The following is a 25,635-nucleotide window of genomic DNA, read 5'->3' on the forward strand; positions in this document are numbered from 1 at the left end:
AATCGAATCAAAGAGGGCTTCAGCCCCTGAGGTAAGAGCACTTTGAAGCCGGACACCACTGTGTCCGGCTTTTTCCTTGCAGTGGAAGCTGCCAACCGCCCGGGAAACATGCGCCCTCCATTGCCTTTCTCGCATCTAAATGGCATCCTGAAATCCTGCCGGGAAAGTCATGCCAGTCGCACTCAGCTTTTTCACCAAATACGGTTACTTCATCCTCTTTTTCTGGGTGACGACCGAGCAGCTTGGCGTGCCGATTCCCAGCGCCCCTATCCTGATCACCGCAGGCACGTTAACCGCGGCGCATCAGTTGAATGTGGTTCTTGTCATCCTGTCTGTAGTGCTTGGCTGCCTGGTCAGCGATTCCATCTGGTATTCCATGGGCAAGCGCTATGGCGGAGCTGTCGTCCGTCTGCTTTGCCGTCTCTCGATGGAAAGCAATACCTGCGTCAAGAAGACCGAAGGGTACTTCACGCGCAATGGCGAGCGAGCGTTGCTCGTGGCGAAATTCATTCCCGGGCTCGGTACTGTGGCCGCGCCTATTGCGGGGCAAACAGGCATGGCGCTCCATCTTTTTCTTCTCTATGACGCGGCCGGAGCGCTGCTATGGGCCCTGGCCTACGTGCTCGGCGGACGCTTCTTCGGCGATTTCCTCAAGCATCACTCCAATACTTTCCCCAGCATTACTGGAGTGGCCGGCATTCTTTTTGTTCTGCTGCTCATTGGCTTCCTCATCTACAGGCTCATTCGTCAGCGCGCCTTCATCAAGGAAATGCGCGCCGCGCGCGTCGAACCCGACGAGCTGAAGGAGATGCTCGACAAGGATAAGCAGGTTTACATCGTTGACCTGCGCCACCCGCTCGACTATCTCCCCGACCCGCGCACCATTCCCGGCGCCATGATGTTCACGCCCGACAAGCTGGTTGAGCACACAGACGAGATTCCGCGCGACCGCGACGTGGTCCTCTTCTGCACCTGCCCGAGCGAGGCCACAGCCGCCAAGATGGCGCTCACACTGCGAAAAGCGGGAGTCTACCGCGTCCGCCCGCTGCGCGGAGGCTTTGATGAGTGGAAACGCCTCGGCTACCCTCTCGAAGAAATCCCGGACGCAGCCGCCGCAGTAGCCCAGAGTTAAGCCTCCGCGCTGACTCCGTGTCCTCTATGGACCGGAGCCTGCCCTGAGCGCAGACGAAGGATGGTGAAGTTTCCTCTGCGTGCCTTAGCGATCCCTTTGCATCCTCTGCGGTAAAAAAGAATCCGGCACTCCCATACAATGAAACCGATGCGAAAGAAATGGACTGCCTGTCTGCTGGGCGCGATGCTGATCTGCGGGAGCGCCACCGCACTCCTGTCACAGGAAAACGAGCCCGTCATCCGTCGCGTGTCTCCACGGCCCGCGAACACCCTGGTGATGCTGCCCGATGGTTCGACCGTGCATGTCGAGCTCGCAAAGACCGAAGACGAGCGCGAATTCGGCCTGATGGAGCGAACCAGCCTGCCCCAGGGACGCGGCATGCTCTTCATTCACGACCGCCCCGGCCAATATGGCTACTGGATGTACGACTGCAAAATCGGCCTCGACATCCTCTGGATGGATGCCGACCACCGCATCGTCGAGCTTTCGCCGAAGACTCCGCCCTGCAAAGGCAAGGCCAGCACCTGCCCCTCCTACGGTGGACACGCTACGTCCCTTTACGTGCTCGAACTCCCCGTAGGCTCGATCAAAGCCCACAACCTGCAGGAAGGCCAGACAGTAAACTTCAACCTGAATTGATCAAGAGTGATTTGTCATCCTGAGCGAAGCGAAGGATCCATACACAGGCATTGAGTGCCACAGCACCCGGCAGCTTTCAACCGAACCCAAAGCATTGTCATCCTGAGCGGAGCGTAGCGCAGTCGAAGGACCCGCACCGGAGCGGTGCGCTATAGCCTTGCGCAGCAAGGCCCAGTAGAAGTTTCGATAGCCACAACAGCCGGGTGGGAGACCACAATTCCACCTTCACTTTCCCAACACAAATGATTTAATAAGCCATGCTCCCGATAGCCCGCCGCAATGCAGTCTATGCCTTGGTACTCTTCTGCTTTGCCGCCAGCGGATGCAAAGCGCAACCCGTCTCCTCAGCGCAGACCAGCACTGCCTCCATTGACCCCGGCGCCGTCTCCTCACGCCTGTACGCAATTGCCAACAGCGGCAAGCTGGACGACCTCCATTGGCCGGATTTCTCCGATTACCACCTCCACTTCCAGCACGTTTACGAGGCATCGCACTTCATGCCTGTCTGGATCAGCAACGGCCAGCCCACATCGCAGGCGCTCGCCGTGATCCATGCCCTCGAAGCAAGCCAGCAGAAAGGCCTGGGTCCGGACGATTATGACGGCTCGCGCTGGCAGGAACGTATCAACGCATTAAAGTCTTCACCAAATGCTGACACTGTGGCGCGCTTCGACGCCGCGCTGACCGTCAGCACCATGCGCTACATCTCCGATCTGCATATCGGCCGCGTGAACCCGAAGCACTTCTCCTTCGGCATCGACATCGAGCAGAAGAAATATGACCTGCCTCTCTTTGTTACGCAGCAGGTTATCCATGCGCAGAACGTGCAGGCCGTGCTCGATGGAGTGGAACCGCCCTATCCCGGATACAAGCGCACTGAAGCAGCCCTGCAGCAGTATTTGCAGTTAGCCGCAAAAGGCGATGGCCCCAAAGTGCCCGAAGTCCAGAAATCCATCGCGCCCGGCGATTCCTACGCCGGCATTCCTCAATTGACAGAGCGGCTTGAGCTGCTGGGCGATCTGCCGCAGGGCACGCATGCTGACCGCTATCAAGGCGCGCTGGTCGATGCCGTCAAGCACTTCCAGTCAAGGCATGGGCTCGAACCCGACGGCAAGCTTGGCAAGCTGACCGTTGAGGATATGAACACGCCTCTGTCAACGCGCGTCCGCCAGCTTGAAGATGCCCTCGAGCGCTGGCGCTGGCTCCCGCCTCAATTCCCCGAGCCTCCGATCGTCGTCAACATTCCCGAGTTCGTTCTGCGCATCTTCTCTGCGGATCACCAGGTAGTTCTCCGAATGAATGTCGTTGTCGGTAAAGCGTTGCGCACGCAGACCCCGGTCTTCACCCACGACATGAGGTTCATCGTCTTCCGTCCCTACTGGAATGTGCCGCGCAGCATCACCACCGGCGAAGTCATTCCCTCTATCGTGAAAAACCGGAACTATATCGCGAACAAAAATTTTGAAGTCACTACCAATAGCGGAAACGTCGTCACCAGCGGGACCATCAGCAACTCCGTGCTCGAGCAGCTGCGCGCGGGATCGCTTACCGTCAGGCAGAAACCCGGCCCCACAAACTCCCTGGGCCTGGTCAAATTCATGTTCCCGAACGAGTACAACGTCTACCTGCACAGCACGCCTGCCCCGCAGCTCTTCTCGCAGTCGCGGCGCGACTTCAGCCACGGCTGCATCCGCGTGCAGGATCCCGTAGCGTTGGGAACCTATCTGCTGCGCAACCAGCCTCCCTGGACAAAGGAAAAAGTCGAACAAGCCATGCAGTCCGGCCCGGACAACCAGCAGGTCAACCTCAACACTCCAGTCCCGGTCCTGATCCTGTACGTCACAGCCATCGTGGAAGAAGACGGCTCAGTGCATTTCTTCGACGATCTCTACGGCCACGACAAAGAACTGGAACAAGTGCTAGCCAAAGGAATGCCCTTCCCCGGCTAGTGGACTGGCCGTCCAGGCACACGCGTGCTTTCGCGCGCCATCCTTTGCTCGTGTGAAGGTATCGGTTTTCCTTTTTCGCTCCCGTTGGTCGCTTTGTACAACAAGCGGCTTAAGCAGGCATTGCTCCCACTGTGGGAGCAATGCTATTATCAAAAGTGTGAGAGTGATAGCGCGCGGTACCCTGAATGGATTTGTAAAGAACAGGGTTGAACGCAAGCTCCAGAAAGTGGTGAAAGCCCACCTCGATGCATGGTATGCAGAGGTTGTAAAAGCTGCATGGAAGAACTCATCTGAGCTAAAGAAACAATACAGTTCGGCAAGCATCATCTCAGCTGAACGAGTTGTCTTCAATATCAAGGGCAATGAATACAGACTGGTTGTGGCGATTCATTACCACTATCAGGTGTTGCTCATCATATGGTTAGGCACCCACAGGGAATATGACCAGATTGATGTTGAGAAGGTGAAGTATGACAAAAACAGGTATGCAGATTCGTCCAATTAAAACCGAAAAAGATCATGAGATGGCAGTAGCCCGCATTGAAGAGCTGATGAGTGCCACTCCCGGCAGTGCTGAAGGGGATGAACTTGATGTCCTTGCAACGCTGGTGGACGCATACGAAGCGAAGCACCATGCAATCGATGCCCCAGATCCTGTCACTGCAATTCAATTTCGTATGGAACAGGAAGGTTTGAGCCGCAAGGACTTGGAGCCATTGATCGGTAGCAGGGCTAGAGTCTCCGAGATCATGAACCGTAAACGAAACCTCACACTGGATATGGTCAGAAGGCTGAAATTCGGGCTTGGTATTTCAGCGGACCTTCTGATCGGCCCTGCCAGCAACGTCGTTCGCCGAACATATACTGCTGGAAGAGCTAAACAAATTGCGCCAATGAAACGAATTCCTAAGAGAATGACTGGGCACAAATAACGAGTGCCCGGGAGCGAAAAGTAAACCACTGACACTAACCCAGGCAAGAATGACGCGCGGACGCCTGGACGGCCAGTCCCGCCGAAGGCGCGTCTGCCTTAATGGCAAATTACCAGCGGCGGACGCGGCCTGTATCTACGTGGACAAAATCTGAGGAGGCATAATAGCCGACTCCGCCGCGCTGCATGGAAAGGGCGGCGTCGCGCACCTGGGTGGTAGGCACTCCGGGGATGCGGATATCGATGGCCTTGGCTTCCATGTGCTGGCTGTGCAGGGCGACTCCATGGCTGTGCTCGCGCAGGTAGTTATTGCTCCAGGGAGTGCGGTAGCCGCACACAATGTCAATCTCGCCGTTCGGATGCCCGAGCTTCGCCATCAGGTCGTGGAGCAGGTCAAATTCCTTTACGTCGTAGTCCTTCTCGTCGCCCGTGCGGTGGTCGCGCAGGAAGCGGTCGAGCTGGGCAACAGCATCGGGCAGGTAGGTATTGCCGATGCGATATACCACATCGATGTGCTCGCCCGTATGGAGATGATAGAGACGGAGACGGTACTGCTCAGCATTCGTAGGAATGTCGCCGGCATTCGCGGAAAAAGAAAAACAGGGAACCAGGAACAACGCCAGAGCCGCGACTCCAGCGAAAAGCTGCTTCTTAAAACGCATCACTTCATTATAAAAGCCGCATTACGATCGTACACAGATAAATATGATCGTTCAAACAAATACATGCAGAGAATTAAGACCGAAAAAGTCAAACTAAAAATAGGGGATATTAGAAGCGCACTCGCTCTTCATGACAGAAAAACCAGGGAATAGAGGACGAACAGAAACCCGGGTGCCCCACGTTCGCGAAGCTAACGTGGGAGGTTTGCAGGATGCAATTGGAGGTATCTAATGAATGCAAACGTCTAATCCATTGAAAACAAAGGATCTCCGTACAGTGTTATGCCTGTAAACTACTGAAAACAAACAATCTCCGTACAACCCCAGGGGAGGGGTCAAAGACCGCGATAAGCCCCGCCATCCACCAGAAGCGTCTGCCCGGTAATGCTGGCTGCTGGCTCTGACGCCAGCCAGACAATCGCTGCGGCAACCTCCTCCGGGGTAGCCATGCGGCCTACCGGAATCTCGGCGATCAGTTCCTGCCTGACCTGCTCCGGGCTGATACTCCGGCTCGCCGCGCGCTTTTCCACTAACTCCGTGACCCGGTCTGTGGAAGTGTATCCTGGCCCAACGTTGTTCACCGTGATGCCGTCAGGGCCGAACTGTCCGGCCAGCGACCGAACCAGCCCCATCGCTCCCGCACGGATCGAGTTCGACAGCACCAATTCCGGCACGGGCTGCTTTACAGCGTAGGAGGTAAGCGTGACAATGCGTCCCCACTTCCTCTGCTGCATGTAGGGAATCACCGCCTGGGCAAAAGAAACGATGCTGCGCAGGTTCAATTGCCAGGCGCGCTCCCACTCGTCCATCGTGGTCGCAAGGAACGGCTTGGCAGGAGGCCCGCCGGCATTGGTGACGCAGACATCGATCTGCCCGAACTGCTCATGCGCAGATTTGACGAAGCTGCGCACCGCGGCATCATCGCTTACGTCAAAGGCCGCAGCGAACGTTTTCACGCCGAAGCGTTCGGATGCTTCGCGCGCCACAGCATCGAGAGTCTCCTGCCTGCGGGCGCATAATGCCAGATGTGCGCCTTCAGCAGCAAACGCAAGAGCAGTAGCTTTGCCAATCCCCTGGCTGGATGCGGCAACAATGGCAACACGGTTCTTCAGTCCTGTTTCCATAATCAGGTACATAGTAATGGATGGAGTAAAAACGCATATGTCATCGAACCACTGGAAACACCAGCGTCTTGCTGAGATTGCCGTCGAGCATCTCAATCCGCTGCTGGAGAGGCAGTTCGTTCACGGCGAGCAGGCCATGTTGGCGCGCCTGCTCCTGCGCAAGGGCTGCATCGTTCCGGAACACAGCCATCACAACGAGCAGATCACGTACATTCTCGAAGGAGCTTTGCGCTTCATCCTGGATGGCAGGGAAACCGTCACCGTAGCCGCAGGCGAGATGCTCGTCATTCCGCCAAACATCAAGCACAGCGCCGAAGCATTGGAAGACACAATTGACATCGATGTGTTCGCGCCGCCTCGTGAAGACTGGATCCAGGGCACCGACGCCTATCTAAGAAAGAAATGACTGGAACAAGTTAGGTTGAGTGGATCGCTAAAAATGAGTTGTCATCCCGACCGGAGCCGGGGTCCCCGGAACGCACGGGGTTCGCGTTCTGTGGTGACGGAGCGGAGGGACCTGCAGTTCGCTTCCGGCTACACGGATTTCTCATTCGTTTAGGATTTGTTTACCGTCCGCTTGAACCAAAACCTTTGGCGCCGCGGATGCTCTCAGCAAGTTCTTCAACTGCGGTAATTTCAAGATGAGTAGCAGCAAGGAAGGGTGACATCTGAACGATTTTGTCTCCCTTGTGGATGACTATGCTGACATCGGTCTGTTCGAGCGCTGCATCCTGAAGTGCTCCCTGCGCGTCGCGGGTAAGGCGCAGGGAATACCTAGGCTGGTTCACATTGATCAGGCAGACAAGAATTTCTCCCCGGTATCCAGCGTCGATCCGGCCTCCGGCATAGGTCACGCCCTTGGCCGCCATCGACGACCGGTCGCCCAGGACGAAGCCGCAGCCTTCCGGGCCTTCTACTGCGATTCCGGTCCGAACTTTTTGAGGAATGCCGGGATGAAGAGTGATGTCCTCAATCGAGTAGAGGTCATAGCCAAGATCGCTGCCTGCGTAATTGACCGTAGGCACACGGGCATCGGGGTGGAGGAGCTTAACCTTGATCATCTGCAGAAGAACGGTAAACTTACTTTGAGCTGTTAGGTGAGCTGCCTTGCTTCTTTTGTTTAGCCCAGCGGCGCTTCTGTGCATCGGCAATGCGCTTGCGGGCTTCAGGGCTTAGATAGCGCTTCTTGCGTGCGGCGGTAAAATTGCCTGCGATCAGTTTGCTTGAAGTGGAGCCATGCAACAGTGCGCGCACTTTTTCAAGGCGGCTGATTTCTTCGTCGATTGCAGCAATGATTTCTTCTCGTGACATTCCTTCGTCCTTATTACTTTTGGAATTGGTAAGTGAGCGATTGCCAGTAGGGGAACTTCTTCAATGTAAATATATTAACGGACAACTACCAGCGGGCGGGCAGGAGACTTCGAGGGTAACTACAGTAACTCAAGCAACAACTCTTCCTGAAACGACTGTAGCGCAAGCCACAGTGCTTCATTTAAATATAGTCATTCATCAGGAATTCTCAAGTTTTTCTCCGGTTTGTAAACTTGTTTAACCTGAATACATAGGATGATGATGCCGTGGTCACACATCTACGCTCTATAAGGCCCCGTAAGCTATCGTCTTCTCTGGGGCTGTTGGATATCTCCAGCAATCCAACTGATCGGCTGCTGCCTGTACTTTCCCCCCACATAAGCATCGAGCTGGGCAAGTATCAGATTCGTCTGGCCACTTCTGAAGAAGAGCGCGATGCGGCATGCAGGCTTCGCTTCAAAGTCTTTAACCTCGAGTTAGGTGAGGGATTAAAGTCGTCTTACTCCACCGGCCTCGACACCGATCAGTTCGACTATGTCTGCGATCACCTGATTGTTGAAGACCGGGACAGCGAAGAAGTAGTCGGAACGTACCGCATGCAGAGCGGCAAGGATGCCAAAAGAAGGCTGGGCTATTACAGCGCGCAGGAATTCGATTTCAGCCCTTATGAAGCTGCGCGCGATCAGGTTCTTGAATTGGGCCGTGCATCCATCGAACGCGACCACCGTTCGAGCGAAGTGCTCACCCTCCTCTGGCGCGGTATCGCGCAGTATTGCAAGTTCTACGGGTTGCGCTATCTTATCGGCTGCTCCTCGCTCAACTCACAGGATGCCGCCGAAGGCTGGGCCGTGTACGAACAGCTTTCGCCGTTTCTGGCCGAGCCGGAATTCCGCACCGTGCCCACGCCGCCCTACAGGCTGCCACGCCTGGAGAATGCGATGCAGGCAGCGCCCAAGATCCCCCGGCTGTTGAAGACGTATATTGGAATTGGCGCGCGCATCTGCGGAGAGCCTGCCTGGGATCGTGAGTTCGGCACCATCGACTTTCTCACCCTGCTCGACCTTCAACAGTTGACGCCCGCAGCGAGGAACCGATTTCTACTGGACGACGAACACTAGGAAGCAGCTGCCGCAGCATTCTGCGCCTCGCCGTTTTCCTGCTTACATTTCTTGAATTATTGTTCCGCTTTTTTCTTCTGCGGATTCGCAGACATAAGCCGCAACTGCATGATCGCGCAGTATGGATGCACGAGTCTTGCGCGCTTGTACTGCGGCGTCTCGGAATAACAGCGATATCGGATGGCCCCGCCCCTCAATCCGGCCTCATAGTCTCCAATCATCTAAGCTACCTCGACATCCTGCTGCATGCCGCGCTCGGACCGCGCATTTTTGTTTCGAAGGACGATGTGCGCTCATGGCCCGTATTCGGCCTGCTGGCGAGTCTGGGCGGAACGATCTTCATCCAGCGCGGCAAGCGCAGCAGCGCCACCGAGGCGGCTATTGCCATTGAGTTTGCATTAAGGTCAGGCGTTCCGGTGGTGTTGTTTCCTGAGGGAACAAGCACTGATGGCGGAACTCTCCTGCCGTTCCATTCTTTCCTTTTCGAACCGGCCGTGGAAGCGGAAATGCCTGTATCTGCTGCAGCCCTGAGCTACGAATCGCCGGGAGCGGAGGAGCGCGACCTCTGCTATTACGGCGATGTGCATTTTGGCCCGCATTTGTGGGAGACGCTGGGCCGCAAAAGTGTTTCAGGAAAAATCCGTTTTGATGGAAAGCCGCGTATCTACAGCCAGCGCAAACAAGCGGCAAATGACTGCTGGGAGCGTGTGGCGCGCTTACGATTGCGCGCCGAATTCAATGAACATGCAGGCATGGCCGCGCAAAGGTATTAGAGCAGATTAGGTAATGGTGTATCCGGGACGCTCTGAAATGCCTGAGATTTCCCGCTGCGAAAACCTCTGTGTTCTCTGTGTCCTCTGTGGTGAAGCTTTTTAAGGCTTTCGGACATATGGACACACTATTCTTGAAAATGCTCTAGAAGCCTATTGACGAAATTCGAGTAAATGTTTTCTCATGCTCCCCATAACCATTTTTTAAGACTCTCTCCGCACGAGGACACCAATGCAACGACGCGATTTCCTGAAGACCAGCGCGCTCGCCGGCTCCGCCTTTTTTCTGTTCCGCAGGCAGGCCCTCGCAGCCACCGCCGACGCGCATATCGAAGTTCTGCTCGACGAGCCGATCGCGACCATTGCTCCTGAAATCTACGGACACTTCACCGAGCACCTCGGCGGCGTCATCTACGACGGCGTGTGGGTAGGCGAGAAGTCGAAGATTCCCAACACCGGCGGAATACGCAAAGAACTGGTTGAAAAGCTGAAGGCCATCAAGTCGCCTGTCATCCGCTGGCCCGGCGGTTGTTTCGCCGACAGCTATGACTGGAAGGACGGCATCGGCCCGCGCGACAAGCGTCCGCGGCGCACAAACTTCTGGGTCGACGATCCCCAGGCGCAAAAGCTGCCCGCTGATTCCGTGCAGAAGTTTGAGCCGAACACTTTCGGCACCGATGAGTTCATCCAGTTCTGCAAGCTGGCCGGATCGGAGCCCTATATCGCCGCGAACCTGCGCGCTCTTCCGCCTCTCGCCTTCGACCAGTGGGTCGAATACTGCAATTCTCCCGCGCACAGCACGACGTATGCTGACATTCGCGCGCAGGCCGGATACACCGAGCCCTACAACGTGCGCTACTGGGGCATCGGCAATGAGAGCTGGGGCTGCGGCGGAGAATTTACTCCGGAAGAGTATTCAAACGAATACCGCCGCTTCACCGCATGGGTGCCTGGCTACGGCGTCAATCTTCGCTACGTCGCCTCGGGGCCGAATCAGAACGACGTGGACTGGACAACGCAGTTCTTCGAAGACATTCTGCGCCGCCGGCCCATCCGTCCTCCCTTTGGGTGGTCCGTGCACAACTACACCAACGCGCTTGAAGCGCTGAACTTCAACGAGCAGGATGCATACTCTCTTATCTACCAGGGCGCATCGACCGAGCAGATCATTGAGAACATGTGGACGGCGATCGGCGTCTATGACCGGGAGCATCGCACGCGCCTTGTAGTCGATGAGTACGGCCCTTGGTACGGTGCTGGCACTGAAGTGGATCCCACGCACATCTTTGGCCAGCAGATCACCATGCGCGACGCCATTGTGACTGCATGGACGCTCGATATCTTCAACCGTCACGCCGAGAAAGTAGTGATGGGGAACTGCGCGCAGTTGATCAACTGCATCGACTCGCTCTTTCTTGCGCACGAAGACCGGTTCATCACAACACCGAACTTCAACGTCTTCGAGATGTATGCAGCGCATCAGGGCGCGCAGGCGGTGCGTGCAGAGTTCTCCGCTCCTGCGATCACTTTCACTGACATTCAGAAGCCTGACCGCTGGGGGCCTCCGCGTAACGGACAGCAGGCGCGATCGGTGCAGCGCAATCTTCATGGCCTTACAGGCTCGGCCTCAATCAATGGCAAGCAGCTGACGCTGACCGTGGTCAATCCCCACCTGAGCGATGCTCGCAATGCTGAGATCGCAATTCGTGGCGGTGGAAGTGTTGCTTCCGCTTCAGCAACGATACTGGCCGCCTCTGATATTCATGCGCACAACACCTTCGAGCAGCCGCATGCCGTCGAGACGAAGCCAGCGCAGGCAACGGCCAGTGGATCAACCGTCAGCTTCTCATTCCCACCCATGTCGGTAACGAAGCTGGCAATCACCCTGAGCTAGGCAATTTGCATCGATAGCCACAACAAGGGGTGCCCCATCCTTTCATCCTGCTTTTGGATGAAAGGATGGGAAGCAGGAATCCAAACGAAAGCAGTCCGCACGCAAACATTTATTCGCTCGCTACATTGGCGAGATGGGTATTAGAGCGGATTAGGTAATGGGTGTAACCGACGCTCTGTAATGTCAGAGATTTCCCACTGCGAAAACCTCTGTGTCCTCTGTGGTGAAGCTTTTTAGGGCTTTCGGACATACGGACACACTATTCTTGAAAATGCTCTAGCCCCTGAGGGATCGCTTTTCAAATGAATTGCACTTTCAGCAACCTCTTCAGTCCCGGTCACCGAATACAGCCTGTCAAGCCCTCTCAAAGTCATATTGCTCTGTAAGCTGCTCATTTCAAGAGATACTTGTTGCAACGGACAATGAGCGGATATTTCCTCTCTTTCTGGTATCCTTAAATAAAGAGCGAAATGGAGAGAAAACCCGCCAGACCGGCGGGTTTTTTGCTGCCCGGAATCAAGACTTTAGATGGAACCTGCCTGCTTTCAATACTTTGCTGCATTAAAAAAATAAATCGTGTGTTTTCAAAGACTTAGCTCCCCGGGGGAGGGGGAAGGAGGGCATCGCTTGGAAGGCAAGATGTCAGCGCGGATTTGTTTATGGCGCAGCTGCTTAACGAATTGTCATCCCGACCGAACCCTGACCCTGAACGCAGTGAAGGGGAAGGGGTAGTGGATGGACCTGCAGTCCTCCAGCTACACGGCATAGAAGCTGGCGCAAGGGGATTATCATTAAAAGAGAAAACATGCTGATCCATCTCTCCACTTCCATAAGCGAAGAGCAGATCGCCACTCTCGTCGATACCTTCTACACCCGTGTCCGGCAGGACGAGACACTAGGCCCAATCTTTGAGCGCGTCATCGGCGACGAATGGGAGCCGCATCTTGAGAGGATGCGCGCCTTCTGGTCGTCGCTGATACTGGCAAGCGGCCGATACAAGGGCAATCCCATGATGGCGCACCTGATGCTTCTGCCGCGCATCGGAGCGCAGCACTTTGAGCGCTGGCTGAAACTGTGGCGGCAGACTGCAGCCGAGTTGTTCCCGCAGCCGGTAGCTGCGATTTTCGTGCGCAAAGCGGAAACCATGGCCGAGCGTCTGCTTGCGACAATCGACCAGCACTACGCATCAGGCGCAGGAGAGTTACAAACCCTTCAATCCTGACGACTGGTAAATGCGCGACATCCACTCCATGTCGCGCAGCCCTTCTTCGCCATCGCTTTTCGGGTTTTGGTTTTTGAAAATGCACTCAGCAAAGTAGTCTGCTTGCCGGGTAAAGTGCGATGGGTCCTTCGCCGGATTCGGCTCGTCGAGACTGGTCTTGTCGCTGAACGTGGCCCTCAGATGCTGGCCCTGGTAACCGAAGGCCGTCTGCACATCGAGCACGCCCTGCGAGCCATGCACGCGATAGTAGCCGTCCATATTGGCGCCATAGGTTGTGTTGCAGCTGGCGACAACGCCTGAAGGAAACTTCATCGTCCATGCTGTGTTCTCTTCGACCTCGTTGAAGCGTCCATCATGGTCAATCGTGGAAGAGGACGCTTTGATTTCAGTAGGCTCTTCGCCGGTCAGGTAGCGGCAGGCATTCAGAGAATAGATGCCGACATCGAGCAGCGGTCCGCCGCCCGCAAGCTTTTTGTTCAATCGCCATTCGCCCGCTCTGATGTTGAATCCGTGCGCGCTTTCAATCGCCTGTATCTTGCCCAGCTTGCCCTGGCGGATCAGCTCAATCGCGCGCAGGTTTGTCGGTTCATACTGGCAGCGATAGGCAATCATCAGTTTCACGTTGGCCTTCTTGCAGGCATCGATCATGGCTTTGGCGTCTGCCACGCTGGTCGACATAGGCTTCTCGCAGAGCACATGCTTTCCGGCGCGCGCAGCGCGGATGGTGAACTCGGGGTGCATGTTGTTGGGTAGCGCGATGTAGACCGCATCGATGTTTTTGTTGTTGCGGATCTCGTCATAGTTCTCATAGGTGTAGATCGCGTTTTCAGGAACCCCATATTCAGCGGCCATCTTGTGCGCCTTGTCCGGATGCCCGCTGACCAGCGCCGTAATTTTTGACTGCTTCGAAAGCTTCACGCCCGGCATGAAGTGGTCCATCGAGATGCGCCCCAGGGCAACAATGCAATAACCGATGCGGCGGTCGCCCGATTGTGCCTGAAGTGATGGCAGGGCATTGGACATTAGGCTTGCACCAGCAAGCCAGCTGAATTCCCGGCGAGTGAGTTTCATCGGTTGTCTCCTGTCAACCAAGCATAGACGACGATAAGTCAGACTTGCGAGCAGCTCAAAAAGAGCGCGCTGAGCCCGCTGTCCCATTCTCGGCTTCCCGTGATAGATGTATGACATGGGAACAGCAACAGACAAGCTGCGCTTGAGCGGGATTTCTCCGAAGATCATGCAGTCAGAGATTCGCGCGATGACGGTGGAGTGCGACCGTATCGGCGGAGTGAACCTGGCGCAGGGAGTCTGTGACACGGAAGTCCCATCGCCGGTGGTCGAGAGCGCAATTAAGGCGATTCACGATGGCTACAACATCTATACTCGCCTCGATGGTATTGCGCCACTGCGCGAAGCCATTGCGCACAAGCTAGAATCCTACAACGGCATCGCCGTCGATCCGGAATCAGAGGTTCTCGTCACATCAGGCGCCACCGGCGGGATGTATGCTGCCTGCCTCGCGCTCTTCGATCCGGGCGACGAAGTCATCATCTTCGAGCCCTACTATGGCTATCACGTCAATACGTTGTTGAGCCTGCGCGTTCCGGCCAGGCCTGTACCGCTGATGATGCATACCTGGGAGGTCGACTTTGATGCCTTCCGCGCTGCCATCACGCCTCGCACGCGCGCAGTGCTTCTGAATTCGCCGTCAAATCCATGCGGCAAGGTCTTTACCCGCATGGAGCTCGAACAGATTGCCGCGCTCGCCGAAGAGCACGACCTCTTCATCCTGACCGACGAGATTTACGAATACTTCCTCTTCGATGGAACGGAGCACATCTCCCCGGCATCGTTCCCAGGGATGGCCGAACGCACCATCACAATCTCCGGCCTTTCGAAGACCTTCAGTGTCACCGGATGGCGCCTCGGCTATCTGGCCGCTGATAAACGCTGGCTTGGCTCCATCGCATACTTCCACGACCTGACCTATGTCTGCGCGCCTTCACCATTTCAGTACGGCGCAGCTACGGGACTCGTAGAGCTGCCGGACAGTTTCTATCAGGCTCTGTCTGCCGACTATCAGGCCAAGCGCGACATGCTGTGCAGCGCTCTTACTGATGCCGGCTTTGCGCCTTCAGTCCCCAGCGGAGCCTATTATGTGCTGGCCGATGTAAGCGAAGTTCCCGGAGCAACAGCCCGCGAGAAGGCGCGGAATCTATTAGCTGCAACAGGAGTGGCTGCCGTGGCAGGGACTGCATTCTTCAGCGGTGGTCGCGGCGAGAACCTGCTGCGCTTCTGCTTCGCCAAAAAAGACCGCGACCTGAAGCAGGCCTGCGACCTCTTGCGAGGATTTAAGAGCTAAGTCGATCGTTTAACATTGGGTGCCCCATCCTTTCGCGCTTTTGCGAAAGGGTGGGAACCGACAAGCTGAACTGGAAACCTATCTGGGCGTAGCATCCAGCGTCAGCACCTCAAACGGAGCCAGCTGGAACTCATGCGGACTGTGGGCCCTGAGCTCAATCGAGGACTTGCCCGCGTCATCCTTCCATGGACTCTTTGCTGTGTAGCTCTGCGGCGCTCCCGGCGGCAGCTCAAAGGCGCTCTGCACATCAATGCGAATGCTCTGCGGGTGATCGCTCGGATTGCGAAGGACCAGAATCCCCTTCTTCGGAGTCCACGAAGCCCATCCATAAACTTCAAGCCATGCCGGATCGCCGCCGATCCAGTGTGTGTCCTTGAGCACCTCGGCATTCGAGCGCGACCACTTCGCAGCCTCGGCAAGATCATCCCAGTTTGCCTGGGTCAGCAATGACGGCGTGATGTACATCTCCTGCAACTGTGTTCCCGTGCCGAAGTAGTCCCGGACTTCATTGCGGAAATCGTTGTTGGGGTCCGTATTCAGATGCTTGTGCCGCTGTGCATAGATCATGCCGTGGAGCATAAGCGAATTCAGAGGATACAGCGGGCCGCCGCGGACAATCCGCTCGTAAGTATCCGCATCGCGATAAGTGATCCAGCGCTCACGATAGGAGCCGACTCCGGCAAAATCGTCATCCTCGCCGCCGCGCCAGATCGAGTCTGCATACAGTAGCCAGAAAGGAGAGGGATATGTGCCTGTAGTCAGGTTGATATAAATATCGGGCTTGGCTTGGCGTAACTCGCCGATAAGATGAATGGCCGCGGCAAAGTCGCTGTCGAAGCTGCTTCCGGGAAAAACGGAATCGGCGTTGCCTGTGCCGTCAAACTTGAACTGGTTCACGCCGTACTTGCGGATCATCTCCAGGCACACATCCCGGAAGCGTGCATAATACTTCGGCCCTGAGAGCGCAAAGCCGTTGCTGACAATCTCGAAGCCCTGCTCCTTGCCATACTGCAGGCGTTCTTTCTTCGGTCCCGCGTAACCGCCCCACGGAGACAGCCAGATGCCCGGCTCTTCTCCGTATTTCTCCGCCGCTTCGCGCACGTGAGTGAAACCATCTGGGAAGCCTTTGTTGAAGCTCCACAACGTTGCGTGGTTGTCCCATCCATCGTCGAAAAGATTGGAGTCAAGCGTGACGCCGCGCTTCTCATGCAGTTCACGGCCGAATGTGTTGATGCGGTCGAGCGCTCCTGCTTCGTCATAAGGACTGAAGTAGCCGAGATCGTACCAGGAGTTGTAATGCAGAAAAGTACGGTAGGGATGTGCGCGCTCGCGCTCGATGTAGTTGAGAAAATCGCGTCGTAACTGTCCAGTGCGTGTCACGCCGATCACCGAAGAATAGGTGACAGACTGTCCCGCCTTGAGCGGCAGCTCGCGGTCAATCACAGCTGTTGCGCGGTTGCCGACCACCTTGCTGTCAGAGATAGGATGCTCGAATCCAAGGAAAATATCCCCGGCAACAATCGGCGAGCCCTGCACGGAACCGACAACGCGTGCTCCCGGAAGATCCACATCGATCAATGCAGTTCGCTTGATAGCAAGATCATGATCGCCAGCCGCAATGGTAAGAATCTGCCGTACATAATTCGATCCGTCGCGCAGAATTACCGACCAGGTGAGATGAACATTGCCGTCACTGCTGACCAGCGGGAGATCGAATTGCTCACCCGGGATTCGGTCGGAATACCGGGAAGCATCTGGCTGCGGCGTGAGCGCGTGCATCTGTGGAGCGCCATCCGCGTGCACATTGCCTGCGTTATAGATGGTCCCGTCTTTCAAAAGGATCGCGAAAGGCGCGGATGCCTGGACCACCGTGCCATGCAGTTTATCTGTAACTGTTACGGTGTCTAATTTCCCATCGGAAACGCTCCAGCCCGCTTCCACTTCACGGTTTGCCAGCCGGTAGCTCGTGCCATGGACGGAAGCCATGGCTTTGCCCGCATCCTGAGCCTGCGCCGCCAGAACCCCGAGAGAGCAGGACAGGAACAATGCGCAACAGCGCGCCGGCAACGTGCAATTTATTTTTTTCATTTCTCCGTTCTTCCGGCCGGCGAATAAATTTTTACGTGGGAGACAACGCGGCTGATGGCGCCGTCGCTTGGCGTATCCGGCGTAATGCCGTTTTCCATCGCAAGAAAGAGCGCAAGCAGTTGTCCCGCGATCACATCAACGGGCGGACGGCAGGCATCAGGAAAATCATGCGGTGCATCCAGATGCAGAATATGTGGTGTCATCGACTGGACGCGGTCATTCCTCCGCGGAGTGACCGCCAGAATCTCTCCAGCCAGATTCTTGCTGCGGATTTCTTCGAGCAGATCAAGCTCATAGGGCAGGCGGTCTTCGTCTCCCGAGAGAAACGCAGCCACCAGCGTCTCCTTGTTGAGGAAAGACATTGGCCCATGGCGCAGACCAAGAAAGGACTCGGCAAGCGTGGCAATTTTGCCCGCATTCAGCTCCAGCACCTTCAGCGCCGATTCTCTGGCGACAGCCTGCAGTGTTCCTGTGCCGAGAAAACAAACACGGCTGAAATTCTTTTTTGCCAGACTTGCAGACAGGTTGGCAGCCCGCGGCAGCAGGTCTGTTCCCATCTGCGCCAGGCTTTTCACCAGCGGCCCATAGCTCTGCGGAGCATGCGCATGTGCCAGATACTGCCCGGCAATGACCATGTTCGTAAAAGAGCTGGTCATCGCCAGCCCGCGGTCATTCACAGCATCATCCAGCACAATCGTGAAGACATCCGGAAATTTCGCCATCGGCCCGGACTCATTGCACGTAATGAGCAGGTGATGGATCTGCCTGGGATAAGAGCTGAGAGCGTGCTCCATCACCGCGATCCCTTCCGAGCTCTGGCCCGAGCGCGAGAAGGAAATCATCAGATACTTCCTGCCGGGAAGGATGTGGTCATCAAGATTCGTCAGCAGTTCTGTGCTTGGCACCGCTGCAACATTGCAATGCCACTGCCGGCGCAGGATGCGGCTCAGCGCGCGCCCGATGTAGTCTGACGTGCCCGCCCCCGCAAGAATCACGTCCGGAGGATTGGCGGCTCCGGGCGTCAGTCCGCATTTCTCCAGAAAGCTGCGAATCGAGCTATGGGTGGTCTTGAGATGGTCGAATGTGCCCAGCCAGGTTTCCGGCTGTTGTTGGATTTCGCGCGGCGTATCCGTAAGGCCACGGCTCTGTTTTTCTTTCTCAGACAGCGAAAGCAGCGCAGAAAGTGCGTCCTGCAAGCGATTGACTCCTTTTATCTTCGGCCTTTGATTGTATTACAGTAGACGAAGATCGTAAGCAAGCGAAATTAAAGGGAATGACCGGAGATACACACTTTTTGTGCGAGCCTGTTTCCCGTATCCAACTGAAAATATGCAGAAAATACCATAAAATCCGCACTCCATAACGATTTTTAATCAATGGGATAAAGACTGTAAATTTCTATTGACTAGCCTCTGGCATTTGTTTAAGTATCGTTTACTTTCTATTTCTGCGATAAATTACGACTCAAATGAAATAGAAAGTATGCAGCAGGGCTCTTTTCCAGCCTGTCATCAAGACATTGGCCAATCAGAAATTCGGTGTGGATCTTTAAGGGGGCTTTCGGATGTTTACGCGTCTTTGTACCTCTGTTTTGATTCTATATATGGGCTCCTGCGCCTGGGCCCAAACCCTCAATGCAACCCTGCGCGGTACGGTCTCAGACACTTCAGGCGCTGTTATCGCGGATGCGCAAATCACTCTTCTTGAGCCGACAACCGGGCAGACAGTGCGGCAGGTAACGACGCTCGCGAGCGGCGATTTTGAGTTTAGTGAGCTCAAGCCGGGTACATATGAGCTGCACTGCAATGCGAAAGGTTTCAAGGCCTTCGTGGCGCAGAACATCATTCTTGACAGTGGACAGGTCCGGCGCCTCGACCCGCAACTTGCTCTTGGACAGGCCATCCAGGAAGTGACTGTGTCTGCCGGTGCGGCCGTCATTTCCACCGAATTGCCCACAATCTCTGACATGTTCACCGCCAAACAGCATGAGCAGTCGCCGCAGGTCACGATATATCCAAGTACGTGGTATCAGCTCACCACGCTCGCAGGCGTGCAGGGCGGCACGTATCCTCCGGTCATCAATGGTGAGCAGGCATCGCAGCAGGGCCAGACATTTGACGGCATCCCGAACGACCTTCAGGGCATACAAAGCAACAATGCCAATTTTTTCGAGCAGGTATCTGCGACCGTCTTCAACGCTCCTGCGGAAAGCCCGGTGCCTGCGCAGGTCGGCCAGGTCACAAAGCGCGGCACAAACACCTTCCATGGAAAAGCCACATACCGGATTTATGACTCCGTGTTCAACGCCCGCGGATTCTTCGATACAGGCAAGACTCCCTACCTTCAGCATGAATGGGACCTCGAAGCAGGCGGCCCGATCTGGCGCGATCGCACTTTCTTTTACGGAGGCTGGTTTGCGCAGCGTATTCCGCTAGGAACTTTCGGCACGGCAAATGTCCCGACGAACGCATGGCGCAACGGGGTGTTCTCAACGACGATTATCGATCCCACAACCGGACAGCCCTTCCCCAACAACACCATTCCTGCGTCGCGCATCAGCCCGGTCTCAGCGGCCCTGCAGAACATCTATTATCCAGCGCCGAATGTAGATGTAAGCTCGCCGGTCAATAACTATGCGTTTCATTTTCCCTTTAACAGTGATCTCTTCCGCGGAGACTGGCCCATTGTTCGCGTCGATCACAACCTCACCAAAACCAACTCGCTTTTTGTGCGCTGGTTAATGCGCCAGACTCCCTATGTGCTCAATGACGGCCTGCCAGATCTGATCTGGACCAGAAAAAGACAACACAAACAGTGGGCTGCTGGCGACACGCAGATATTCTCTTCCACGCTGGTCAACAACCTTCGCTTCGGCTATTCCACGGACTACATGGTCGATGGGCAATCCGAAGGCGGAGTCACTCCTCCTGATGGCAGCACTGTGTTGTCCACCGTTGGTCTTCAGGGAGCAAATCCGGGCGGGCAGACAGGCCAGGGCTTTCCGGAAGTGGATATCTCGGGTCTCAACTCTCTGGTCGATGTTCCAGGCGGCGTGAAATCCAACAATCACATTACGACTCTCAATGACAACATCGACTGGCAGTTAGGGAAGCACGCCCTGAAGTTCGGCGGCAACATCCAACACTACGAAAACTTCTATGGAGTTGTCCCCAACTACGGCACATTCACTTTCAACGGATTCATCACAGGCAGTGCCTATGCTGACTTCCTGCTTGGATTGCCGCAGCAAAGCCAGCGTGTCAGTCCACTCGGAGACAGAAAGCAGACACTCACCGAGTATGGCCTCTACGCGGAAGACTCCTTCAAGCTCTCCCGCAAGCTGAACCTGAGCTATGGCCTGCGTTGGGATTTCTATGGCACGCCATTTGCTGGCGACTATCTGATGTATAACTGGGACCCCGCAACCGGAGATGTCATTGTCACGCCGGCGGCTCTCCCCAAGGTCAGCCCTCTATTTCCAAAAAACATCGCGGTTGTTGCCGGCAACGTTCAGGCAGTCGCGGACAAGACCAATTTTGCTCCTCGCGTCGGTGTCGCATATTCGCTGACGGACCATTCTGTTATTCGCGGTGGATACGGCATTTATACGTCCCGCTTTGGCGGAAATGCTTATAACAACTTCGAACCCATCAATCCGCAGCTTGGTTCTACTGGCCCGTTTTCCATCAGCCAGATCTACCAGGTGACAGACAGCTCGAATCCATATCTTTCTTTCCCCAACCCCTATCCGTCCAGCACCTCGGGAGCTGTCATACCCAGCCAGAGTGTCAGTGGCTATCCTCTGCATATCAGTCACGGACATATCCAGCAATACAGCGTCAGTTACGAGGAAGAGATTGCACACATCGGTCTTCGCGTTTCCTATCTCGGTTCGCACAGCAGTGGAATCGATTATTCGGTGAACATCAATAAACCTCAGCCCAGCACAAACACTCAGGTCACCCGACCCTATAACTTCGTAACTGCAAGCATGCTTCGCTTTGACGGCAGCACAAGATACAACGCGCTCCAGTTCGAAGCCAAGCGCAGGGTGGGGGGCTTCAACTTCAGTGCAAGCTACGCCTATACCGAGAGCCTGGCAAATTACCTGGACACGGAAAATCCATATGACGTGCTCGGGCACTGGGCAAACGATGGCCAGACGCGCCGGAATTACGCTTCCGGTAGCCTTGTCTGGGCGCTGCCCTTTGGCAAAGGGCAACGCTACCTTGCAGACAGTGGCGGTGTGGTCGACCGCATCGTCGGTGGATGGTCTACCAGCGTTCAGACCTTCCTTGCCTCAGGACTCGGTTTCTCGCCGGCCTTCAGCGGCTCTGATCCGTCCAACACGGGAACCGTTGGCGGCCTGCCCGATCTCGTAGGCGATCCGAATCATGTTCCCGGCGGCAAAAGCTATAGCAGCTGGTTCAACACCGCGGCATTTGCAGTTCCGCAGCCGGGCCATTTCGGCAACGCGCGCCCCAACAGTCTTGAAGGCCAGCATCTCTATCAAACGCATCTTTCGCTGACAAAGTCTGTGCCCATCACCGAGCGCGTGCATTTCAACTTTGTCGCGCAGATGTCGAACCTCTTCAATCATCCCCAGTTTCTGGCGCCGAGTGGAGATATCACGGTGGCAGGAGGCAATCAATTCACCAGCCAGTACGGAACCTTCAATTCGCTTGAAAGTGGTCAGGTGCGGCAGATCACTTTCCTGGGTGGATTTACCTTCTAGAGTAGTTGCTGATACGCCATCCTTTGCGGAAACAAAGGATGGCGTATCATGCGAAAACATCCGTAACAGGGAAGCAAGCCGGATTCCTGCCGCCAAAAAGAAGATTCCCATTCTACCGGCACATTCGCATACAATCTGTGTTCTGGTGGAGACTCTCTTCTAACAGGTACCGATTCTTGCCACGTAAAGCTACGAAAAAAGAAATTGATCATGATTCCATGTTGATTGAGGAGCGCCGACAGCACATCCTTGGCCTTGTACAGAGCCATGGCCGCGTCCTCGTGAATGAGCTTTCTGAGAACCTTGGCATTTCGCAGATCACCATTCGCAAAGATCTCGACTACCTCCAGTCCAAGGGACTCGTGCAGCGCACGCACGGCGGAGCTTTGCCCCTTTCCGCCGGAGCCATGTTCGACCCCTCGTTGCAGGAGAAGATGCGTCAGCACTCGCAGGAAAAGCAGCGCATCGCCGCAGCCGCCATCAAGCTCGTGCAGGACGGCCAGTGCGTGATGCTTGATTCCGGCACCACTACAACAGCCGTGGCCCATGCCCTTCGCCGCTTCGTGCACCTTACTGTCATTACGAATGCCATTAACATCGCTGCCGATCTTGCTGGCACCGACTTCGATGTCATCCTGACAGGTGGTACGCTGCGCAAAAATTCTTTCTCGCTGGTCGGGCCTCTGGCCGAAGACGTTCTCGAAGAAATGCATGCCGACGTGCTCTTTCTTGGAGTCGATGGATTCGACCTTGAGATCGGCCTCACCACGCCGAATGTGCTCGAATCGCGCGTGAACCGCGCCATGGTGAAGGCGGCGAGAAAAGTCGTCGTCGTCTGTGACTCAACCAAGTTCCACCGTCGCAGTCTTTCGCGCATCATACCTCCTGCGAGTGTGCACTGCGTCATTACCGACCACGGTTTGTCCGATGCCGATGCGGAGACGCTTCGGGGGCAGGGCGTGGAACTGATTCTGGTCTAGGCAATTTAGTTACGATTGCAATCTTTTATTGACTTTTAATTTCGATTTGTGCGGAAATGCCAATACATACCTTGATTGGCTCCTCTCACATGTTTGACGTCACAATTGCAGGCGAAATCAATCTTGACCTGATCCTCTATGGCCTTCCGCAGCCGATGCCGGTCGAAAGGGAACTGCTGGCCACGGATTTCCAGGCAACATTAGGCAGTTCTTCGGCGATCCTGGCGCATAACCTGGCCGTTCTGGGTGCGAAAGTGGGCTTTATCACGCGCGCCGGCACCGATGACCTCGGAAAAATCGCCCTCGAACGCCTCAAAGCCGGCGGCGCCGACATCAGCCGCACAGTCTTCGACTCCGAGCGTTCTACCGGAGTCACCGTGCTCCTCCATCACGGCAAGGAGCGGCATATCCTGACCTATCCCGGCACGATGAGCGAGATGACCGTGCGCGATCTCGATCTTGAGTATCTGAAGTCGTCGCGACATTTTCATCTGTCGTCCCTTTACCTTCAGACTGCGCTCGCTCCCAATCTCCCCGAGCTCTTCCGCGAATTGAAGCGCGCCGGTCTGACCATTTCCCTCGACACGAACGACGATCCGGAAGACAAGTGGGGCGGCGTGCTCGACGAGCTGCTCGGACTGATCGACATTCTGCTGCCTAATGAAGCTGAAGCCTGCCGCATCACAAAAAAAGATTCGCTAGATGATGCGCTTGCTGTCCTCGCCACGCGTGTTCCCTGTGTCGCCGTGAAGTGCGGCTCGCGCGGGTCGATTGTCCAGATGAGCGACAAGCGATTCATTGAGCCATCAGTAAATGTAACCACAGTGGATACAATTGGCGCGGGTGACAGCTTCAATGCCGGATTCCTCTTCGCCTGGCTGCGCGGGTTCCCACCGGAAACATGCGCCTTGGCCGGCAACATTACCGGAGCATTGTCCACGCAGCGATCCGGCGGCACCGAAGCCTTCTGCGACCGTGAGTTGACCGCCGCCTTCCTCAAACAGCACAACTTCCCTGGGCTCGCCGTGGAGACCGGATCCCGATGAACTTCGCCGCCATCGACTGGATCATCGTCATCGTCTACCTGGCCGGCTCTATGCTGATCGGCCTGCTGGGCAGGAAATATGTCGGCAGCACGGCGCACTTTCTGGTTGCAGGCCGCGAGCTCGGCACATACATCGGCATCGCCACGCTGGCGGCGACTGAGATCGGCACCATCACTTTCATGTACAACAGCGAGCTCGGCTACCGCTACGGCTTCGCTGCATTCGCTGCTGCGCTGATCTCCGGCATCGCCATGATCTTCGTAGGCCGCACCGGCTTTGTGATCCGCCGCCTCCGCGCTTTGCGCCTGATGACAGTCCCGGAATACTTCGAAGTGAAGTATAGCCGCGGCCTGCGCATCGTTACCGGATTTCTGGTGGCGCTCGGCGGCATTCTCAACATGGGCGTCTTCCTCAAAATCGAAGGCGAGTTCCTGACCGTCATCAGCGGCCTCAACCAGAAGTACCTCGTCGCTGCGATGATTGCCATCCTGCTGCTCGAGCTGATCTATACAACAGTCGGCGGCATGATCTCGATCGTCATCACCGACTACCTGCAATATGTCCTGCTCTCTGTAGCCACCATCATCATCACCATCTACGCCGTGCACTTTGCCGGATGGCATGCGATGGTCGCAAAGGTCACAAGCGTAATGGGCGCGAGCGGTTTCAATCCCATCACCGCGCCCAAATTCGGATTGAGTTTCCTCGTCTGGCAGCTGCTGCTGTGGCTCGCGATTCACACCTGCTGGCAGACTACGGCGATGCGCATGTTCTCGACGAAGAGCCCCGAAGTATCGAAGCGCGTGATGACCTGGACCGGCTTCATCTTTCTAGGGCGCGGTATGCTGCCGATGCTCTGGGGCATCGCCGCCCTCACGTTGCTGGGCACCGGCGCGCTAACCGGCGGAGTGCCGCAGCCGGTTGTGAACGGGCACGCGCTTGAGCCGATTGACGCCATGCCCGCAATGCTGGCCATGCTGCTCGGGCCCGGTATTCGCGGCATCGTGGTTGCCGGCATGCTTGCTGCGACCATGTCCGTCAACAGCTCATATCTGCTGGGCTGGAGCGCGGTCATCTCGCAGGACATCATCGGCCCTCTAAGAAAGCAGATTGGCCGCGCGCCACTGAGCGACGCAACGCAGCTGCTCATCAACCGCATCTGCAATTTTGCCGTTGGTCTTTTTCTCATCTTCTGGGGACTGCTCTACACGCCGCCGGGCGCGGTCTATCTTTATCTGAACATCACCGGAACGATCTTTCTTGCCGGCGCATTCGTCTGCGTCATTGGCGGTCTTTACTGGAAGCGCGCCAACACCACGGGCGGATATTGCGCGATGATTGCCGGCGCTGCGGGAGCGATCATTCCTTTTTTTTTCCTCCACAAGAGCGAGAGCTTCGCCGGCTTTGCTGCCTTCGGCCTGTCGGCTATTGGGTTGCTGATCGGCTCGTTCCTGGGCAGGAGCAACAACAGCGCCGCCGCTGAAGTGGCGGTTCCGACCGGAGAGATGCGATGAGTTCATGGATGTATTTCTGGGCCGTGTGGCTGGTGATTTCCGGCATTGCCTTCGCCGCCATCACGCTGATAGTTGCAGTGAAGGGATTTCAGGATTTGCGCGCTATGTTCTCCGGGTTGAGTGACGACAAGAAATCCTGAAAAAGAGAAACACCGAGT

23 protein-coding genes are annotated in these 25,635 nt (G+C 56.0%); 16 read left to right on the forward strand and 7 right to left on the reverse strand.

All coding sequences use genetic code 11. From position 1 onward, the window contains the following. Positions 1-169: 169 nt before the first annotated feature. From AC5S16_RS13000 to AC5S16_RS13020, 5 genes are all read left to right on the forward strand, one after another. Positions 170-1,132, forward strand: a complete 963-nt coding sequence (locus AC5S16_RS13000; RefSeq protein ID WP_493930499.1) for a VTT domain-containing protein — start codon at positions 170-172, stop codon at positions 1,130-1,132. A 147-nt stretch (positions 1,133-1,279) separates the two neighbouring features. After that, positions 1,280-1,771: a DUF192 domain-containing protein gene (locus AC5S16_RS13005; protein ID WP_493930500.1), complete on the forward strand. Its 492-nt coding sequence runs from the start codon at positions 1,280-1,282 to the stop codon at positions 1,769-1,771. A 257-nt stretch (positions 1,772-2,028) separates the two neighbouring features. After that, entirely contained in the window at positions 2,029-3,720 is a 1,692-nt protein-coding gene (locus AC5S16_RS13010; RefSeq protein ID WP_493930501.1) for a L,D-transpeptidase family protein, read from the forward strand. A gap of 157 nt (positions 3,721-3,877) precedes the next feature. Then, on the forward strand, positions 3,878-4,225 hold the full coding sequence (locus tag AC5S16_RS13015) for a type II toxin-antitoxin system HigB family toxin (protein ID WP_493930502.1): 348 nt from the start codon (positions 3,878-3,880) through the stop codon (positions 4,223-4,225). After that, positions 4,191-4,652, forward strand: coding sequence for a helix-turn-helix domain-containing protein (locus AC5S16_RS13020; RefSeq protein ID WP_493930503.1), 462 nt, complete (start codon positions 4,191-4,193; stop codon positions 4,650-4,652). The genes AC5S16_RS13015 and AC5S16_RS13020 overlap by 35 nt, the downstream gene beginning before the upstream one ends. 109 nt (positions 4,653-4,761) lie before the next feature. On the opposite strand, the gene AC5S16_RS13025 is transcribed toward AC5S16_RS13020, so the two are convergent. Both AC5S16_RS13025 and AC5S16_RS13030 read right to left on the reverse strand, forming a co-directional pair. Then, entirely contained in the window at positions 4,762-5,313 is a 552-nt protein-coding gene (locus AC5S16_RS13025; RefSeq protein WP_493930504.1) for a YcbK family protein, read from the reverse strand. Between the two features lie 335 nt (positions 5,314-5,648). Continuing rightward, on the reverse strand, positions 5,649-6,437 hold the full coding sequence (locus AC5S16_RS13030; RefSeq protein WP_493930505.1) for an SDR family oxidoreductase: 789 nt from the start codon (positions 6,435-6,437) through the stop codon (positions 5,649-5,651). 37 nt (positions 6,438-6,474) lie between these two features. On the opposite strand from AC5S16_RS13030, the gene AC5S16_RS13035 reads away from it, so the two are divergent. Further along, complete coding sequence (locus tag AC5S16_RS13035) at positions 6,475-6,843, forward strand: cupin domain-containing protein (protein ID WP_493930506.1); 369 nt, start codon at positions 6,475-6,477, stop codon at positions 6,841-6,843. Positions 6,844-7,003: 160 nt separating this feature from the next. Here the strand turns inward: AC5S16_RS13035 and AC5S16_RS13040 are convergent, their stop codons facing one another. Next, on the reverse strand, positions 7,004-7,498 hold the full coding sequence (locus AC5S16_RS13040) for a dUTP diphosphatase (protein WP_493930507.1): 495 nt from the start codon (positions 7,496-7,498) through the stop codon (positions 7,004-7,006). Positions 7,499-7,517: 19 nt separating this feature from the next. Further along, complete coding sequence (locus AC5S16_RS13045; RefSeq protein WP_493930508.1) at positions 7,518-7,748, reverse strand: hypothetical protein; 231 nt, start codon at positions 7,746-7,748, stop codon at positions 7,518-7,520. 266 nt (positions 7,749-8,014) lie between these two features. Here AC5S16_RS13045 and AC5S16_RS13050 point away from each other — a divergent pair, with 266 nt between their 5' ends. The 4 genes from AC5S16_RS13050 to AC5S16_RS13065 all read left to right on the forward strand — a co-directional run bounded on the left by AC5S16_RS13050 (position 8,015) and on the right by AC5S16_RS13065 (position 12,752). Continuing rightward, positions 8,015-8,866 carry a GNAT family N-acetyltransferase gene (locus AC5S16_RS13050; protein WP_493930509.1) on the forward strand — a complete coding sequence of 284 codons (852 nt, stop codon included), beginning with the start codon at positions 8,015-8,017 and terminating at the stop codon, positions 8,864-8,866. 125 nt (positions 8,867-8,991) lie between these two features. After that, positions 8,992-9,639 carry a lysophospholipid acyltransferase family protein gene (locus AC5S16_RS13055; RefSeq protein ID WP_493930510.1) on the forward strand — a complete coding sequence of 216 codons (648 nt, stop codon included), beginning with the start codon at positions 8,992-8,994 and terminating at the stop codon, positions 9,637-9,639. A gap of 229 nt (positions 9,640-9,868) precedes the next feature. Further along, on the forward strand, positions 9,869-11,530 hold the full coding sequence (locus AC5S16_RS13060; RefSeq protein WP_493930511.1) for an alpha-N-arabinofuranosidase: 1,662 nt from the start codon (positions 9,869-9,871) through the stop codon (positions 11,528-11,530). Positions 11,531-12,335: 805 nt separating this feature from the next. Further along, positions 12,336-12,752, forward strand: a complete 417-nt coding sequence (locus tag AC5S16_RS13065) for a group III truncated hemoglobin (RefSeq protein ID WP_493930512.1) — start codon at positions 12,336-12,338, stop codon at positions 12,750-12,752. On the opposite strand, the gene AC5S16_RS13070 is transcribed toward AC5S16_RS13065, so the two are convergent. Continuing rightward, positions 12,732-13,823, reverse strand: coding sequence for a Gfo/Idh/MocA family protein (locus AC5S16_RS13070; protein ID WP_493930513.1), 1,092 nt, complete (start codon positions 13,821-13,823; stop codon positions 12,732-12,734). The two genes, AC5S16_RS13065 and AC5S16_RS13070, sit on opposite strands and share 21 nt — an antisense overlap. Before the next feature lie 115 nt (positions 13,824-13,938). On the opposite strand from AC5S16_RS13070, the gene AC5S16_RS13075 reads away from it, so the two are divergent. Continuing rightward, positions 13,939-15,114, forward strand: a complete 1,176-nt coding sequence (locus AC5S16_RS13075; protein ID WP_493930514.1) for a pyridoxal phosphate-dependent aminotransferase — start codon at positions 13,939-13,941, stop codon at positions 15,112-15,114. Positions 15,115-15,192: 78 nt separating this feature from the next. Here the strand turns inward: AC5S16_RS13075 and AC5S16_RS13080 are convergent, their stop codons facing one another. Both AC5S16_RS13080 and AC5S16_RS13085 read right to left on the reverse strand, forming a co-directional pair. Then, a complete protein-coding gene (locus AC5S16_RS13080; RefSeq protein WP_493930515.1) occupies positions 15,193-17,202 on the reverse strand; it encodes an alpha-amylase family protein in 2,010 nt (669 codons plus the stop codon). Beyond that, positions 17,199-18,398, reverse strand: a complete 1,200-nt coding sequence (locus AC5S16_RS13085) for an SIS domain-containing protein (protein ID WP_493930516.1) — start codon at positions 18,396-18,398, stop codon at positions 17,199-17,201. Before AC5S16_RS13085 ends, AC5S16_RS13080 begins: the two co-directional genes overlap by 4 nt. Before the next feature lie 368 nt (positions 18,399-18,766). Between AC5S16_RS13085 and AC5S16_RS13090 the strand changes: the two genes are divergently transcribed. The 5 genes from AC5S16_RS13090 to AC5S16_RS13110 all read left to right on the forward strand — a co-directional run bounded on the left by AC5S16_RS13090 (position 18,767) and on the right by AC5S16_RS13110 (position 25,617). Further along, positions 18,767-21,937 carry a TonB-dependent receptor gene (locus AC5S16_RS13090; protein WP_493930517.1) on the forward strand — a complete coding sequence of 1,057 codons (3,171 nt, stop codon included), beginning with the start codon at positions 18,767-18,769 and terminating at the stop codon, positions 21,935-21,937. Between the two features lie 218 nt (positions 21,938-22,155). Next, complete coding sequence (agaR, locus tag AC5S16_RS13095) at positions 22,156-22,917, forward strand: transcriptional repressor AgaR (RefSeq protein ID WP_493930596.1); 762 nt, start codon at positions 22,156-22,158, stop codon at positions 22,915-22,917. Between the two features lie 89 nt (positions 22,918-23,006). Next, the gene (locus tag AC5S16_RS13100) at positions 23,007-23,963 is read left to right on the forward strand and encodes a carbohydrate kinase family protein (RefSeq protein ID WP_493930518.1); all 957 of its coding nucleotides are present in this window, start codon (positions 23,007-23,009) and stop codon (positions 23,961-23,963) included. Continuing rightward, a complete protein-coding gene (locus AC5S16_RS13105; protein WP_493930519.1) occupies positions 23,960-25,477 on the forward strand; it encodes a sodium:solute symporter family protein in 1,518 nt (505 codons plus the stop codon). The genes AC5S16_RS13100 and AC5S16_RS13105 overlap by 4 nt, the downstream gene beginning before the upstream one ends. Then, positions 25,474-25,617: a hypothetical protein gene (locus AC5S16_RS13110; RefSeq protein WP_493930520.1), complete on the forward strand. Its 144-nt coding sequence runs from the start codon at positions 25,474-25,476 to the stop codon at positions 25,615-25,617. The genes AC5S16_RS13105 and AC5S16_RS13110 overlap by 4 nt, the downstream gene beginning before the upstream one ends. Positions 25,618-25,635: the final 18 nt, after the last annotated feature.

This window comes from Acidobacterium sp. FHG110202_01 (assembly GCF_059115305.1).

Excerpts from the sequence above, each read along its gene's own strand:
- AC5S16_RS13000 (WP_493930499.1), top strand. The coding sequence starts at position 170 with ATGCCAGTCGCACTCAGCTTTTTCACCAAATACGGTTACTTCATCCTC.
- AC5S16_RS13005 (WP_493930500.1), top strand. The coding sequence starts at position 1,280 with ATGCGAAAGAAATGGACTGCCTGTCTGCTGGGCGCGATGCTGATCTGC.
- AC5S16_RS13010 (WP_493930501.1), top strand. The coding sequence starts at position 2,029 with ATGCTCCCGATAGCCCGCCGCAATGCAGTCTATGCCTTGGTACTCTTC.
- AC5S16_RS13020 (WP_493930503.1), top strand. The coding sequence starts at position 4,191 with ATGACAAAAACAGGTATGCAGATTCGTCCAATTAAAACCGAAAAAGAT.
- AC5S16_RS13025 (WP_493930504.1), bottom strand. The coding sequence starts at position 5,313 with ATGCGTTTTAAGAAGCAGCTTTTCGCTGGAGTCGCGGCTCTGGCGTTG.
- AC5S16_RS13030 (WP_493930505.1), bottom strand. The coding sequence starts at position 6,437 with ATGGAAACAGGACTGAAGAACCGTGTTGCCATTGTTGCCGCATCCAGC.
- AC5S16_RS13035 (WP_493930506.1), top strand. The coding sequence starts at position 6,475 with ATGTCATCGAACCACTGGAAACACCAGCGTCTTGCTGAGATTGCCGTC.
- AC5S16_RS13040 (WP_493930507.1), bottom strand. The coding sequence starts at position 7,498 with ATGATCAAGGTTAAGCTCCTCCACCCCGATGCCCGTGTGCCTACGGTC.
- AC5S16_RS13045 (WP_493930508.1), bottom strand. The coding sequence starts at position 7,748 with ATGTCACGAGAAGAAATCATTGCTGCAATCGACGAAGAAATCAGCCGC.
- AC5S16_RS13055 (WP_493930510.1), top strand. The coding sequence starts at position 8,992 with ATGCACGAGTCTTGCGCGCTTGTACTGCGGCGTCTCGGAATAACAGCG.
- AC5S16_RS13060 (WP_493930511.1), top strand. The coding sequence starts at position 9,869 with ATGCAACGACGCGATTTCCTGAAGACCAGCGCGCTCGCCGGCTCCGCC.
- AC5S16_RS13065 (WP_493930512.1), top strand. The coding sequence starts at position 12,336 with ATGCTGATCCATCTCTCCACTTCCATAAGCGAAGAGCAGATCGCCACT.
- AC5S16_RS13070 (WP_493930513.1), bottom strand. The coding sequence starts at position 13,823 with ATGAAACTCACTCGCCGGGAATTCAGCTGGCTTGCTGGTGCAAGCCTA.
- AC5S16_RS13075 (WP_493930514.1), top strand. The coding sequence starts at position 13,939 with ATGGGAACAGCAACAGACAAGCTGCGCTTGAGCGGGATTTCTCCGAAG.
- AC5S16_RS13080 (WP_493930515.1), bottom strand. The coding sequence starts at position 17,202 with ATGAAAAAAATAAATTGCACGTTGCCGGCGCGCTGTTGCGCATTGTTC.
- AC5S16_RS13090 (WP_493930517.1), top strand. The coding sequence starts at position 18,767 with ATGTTTACGCGTCTTTGTACCTCTGTTTTGATTCTATATATGGGCTCC.
- agaR (WP_493930596.1), top strand. The coding sequence starts at position 22,156 with ATGTTGATTGAGGAGCGCCGACAGCACATCCTTGGCCTTGTACAGAGC.
- AC5S16_RS13100 (WP_493930518.1), top strand. The coding sequence starts at position 23,007 with ATGTTTGACGTCACAATTGCAGGCGAAATCAATCTTGACCTGATCCTC.
- AC5S16_RS13105 (WP_493930519.1), top strand. The coding sequence starts at position 23,960 with ATGAACTTCGCCGCCATCGACTGGATCATCGTCATCGTCTACCTGGCC.
- AC5S16_RS13110 (WP_493930520.1), top strand. The coding sequence starts at position 25,474 with ATGAGTTCATGGATGTATTTCTGGGCCGTGTGGCTGGTGATTTCCGGC.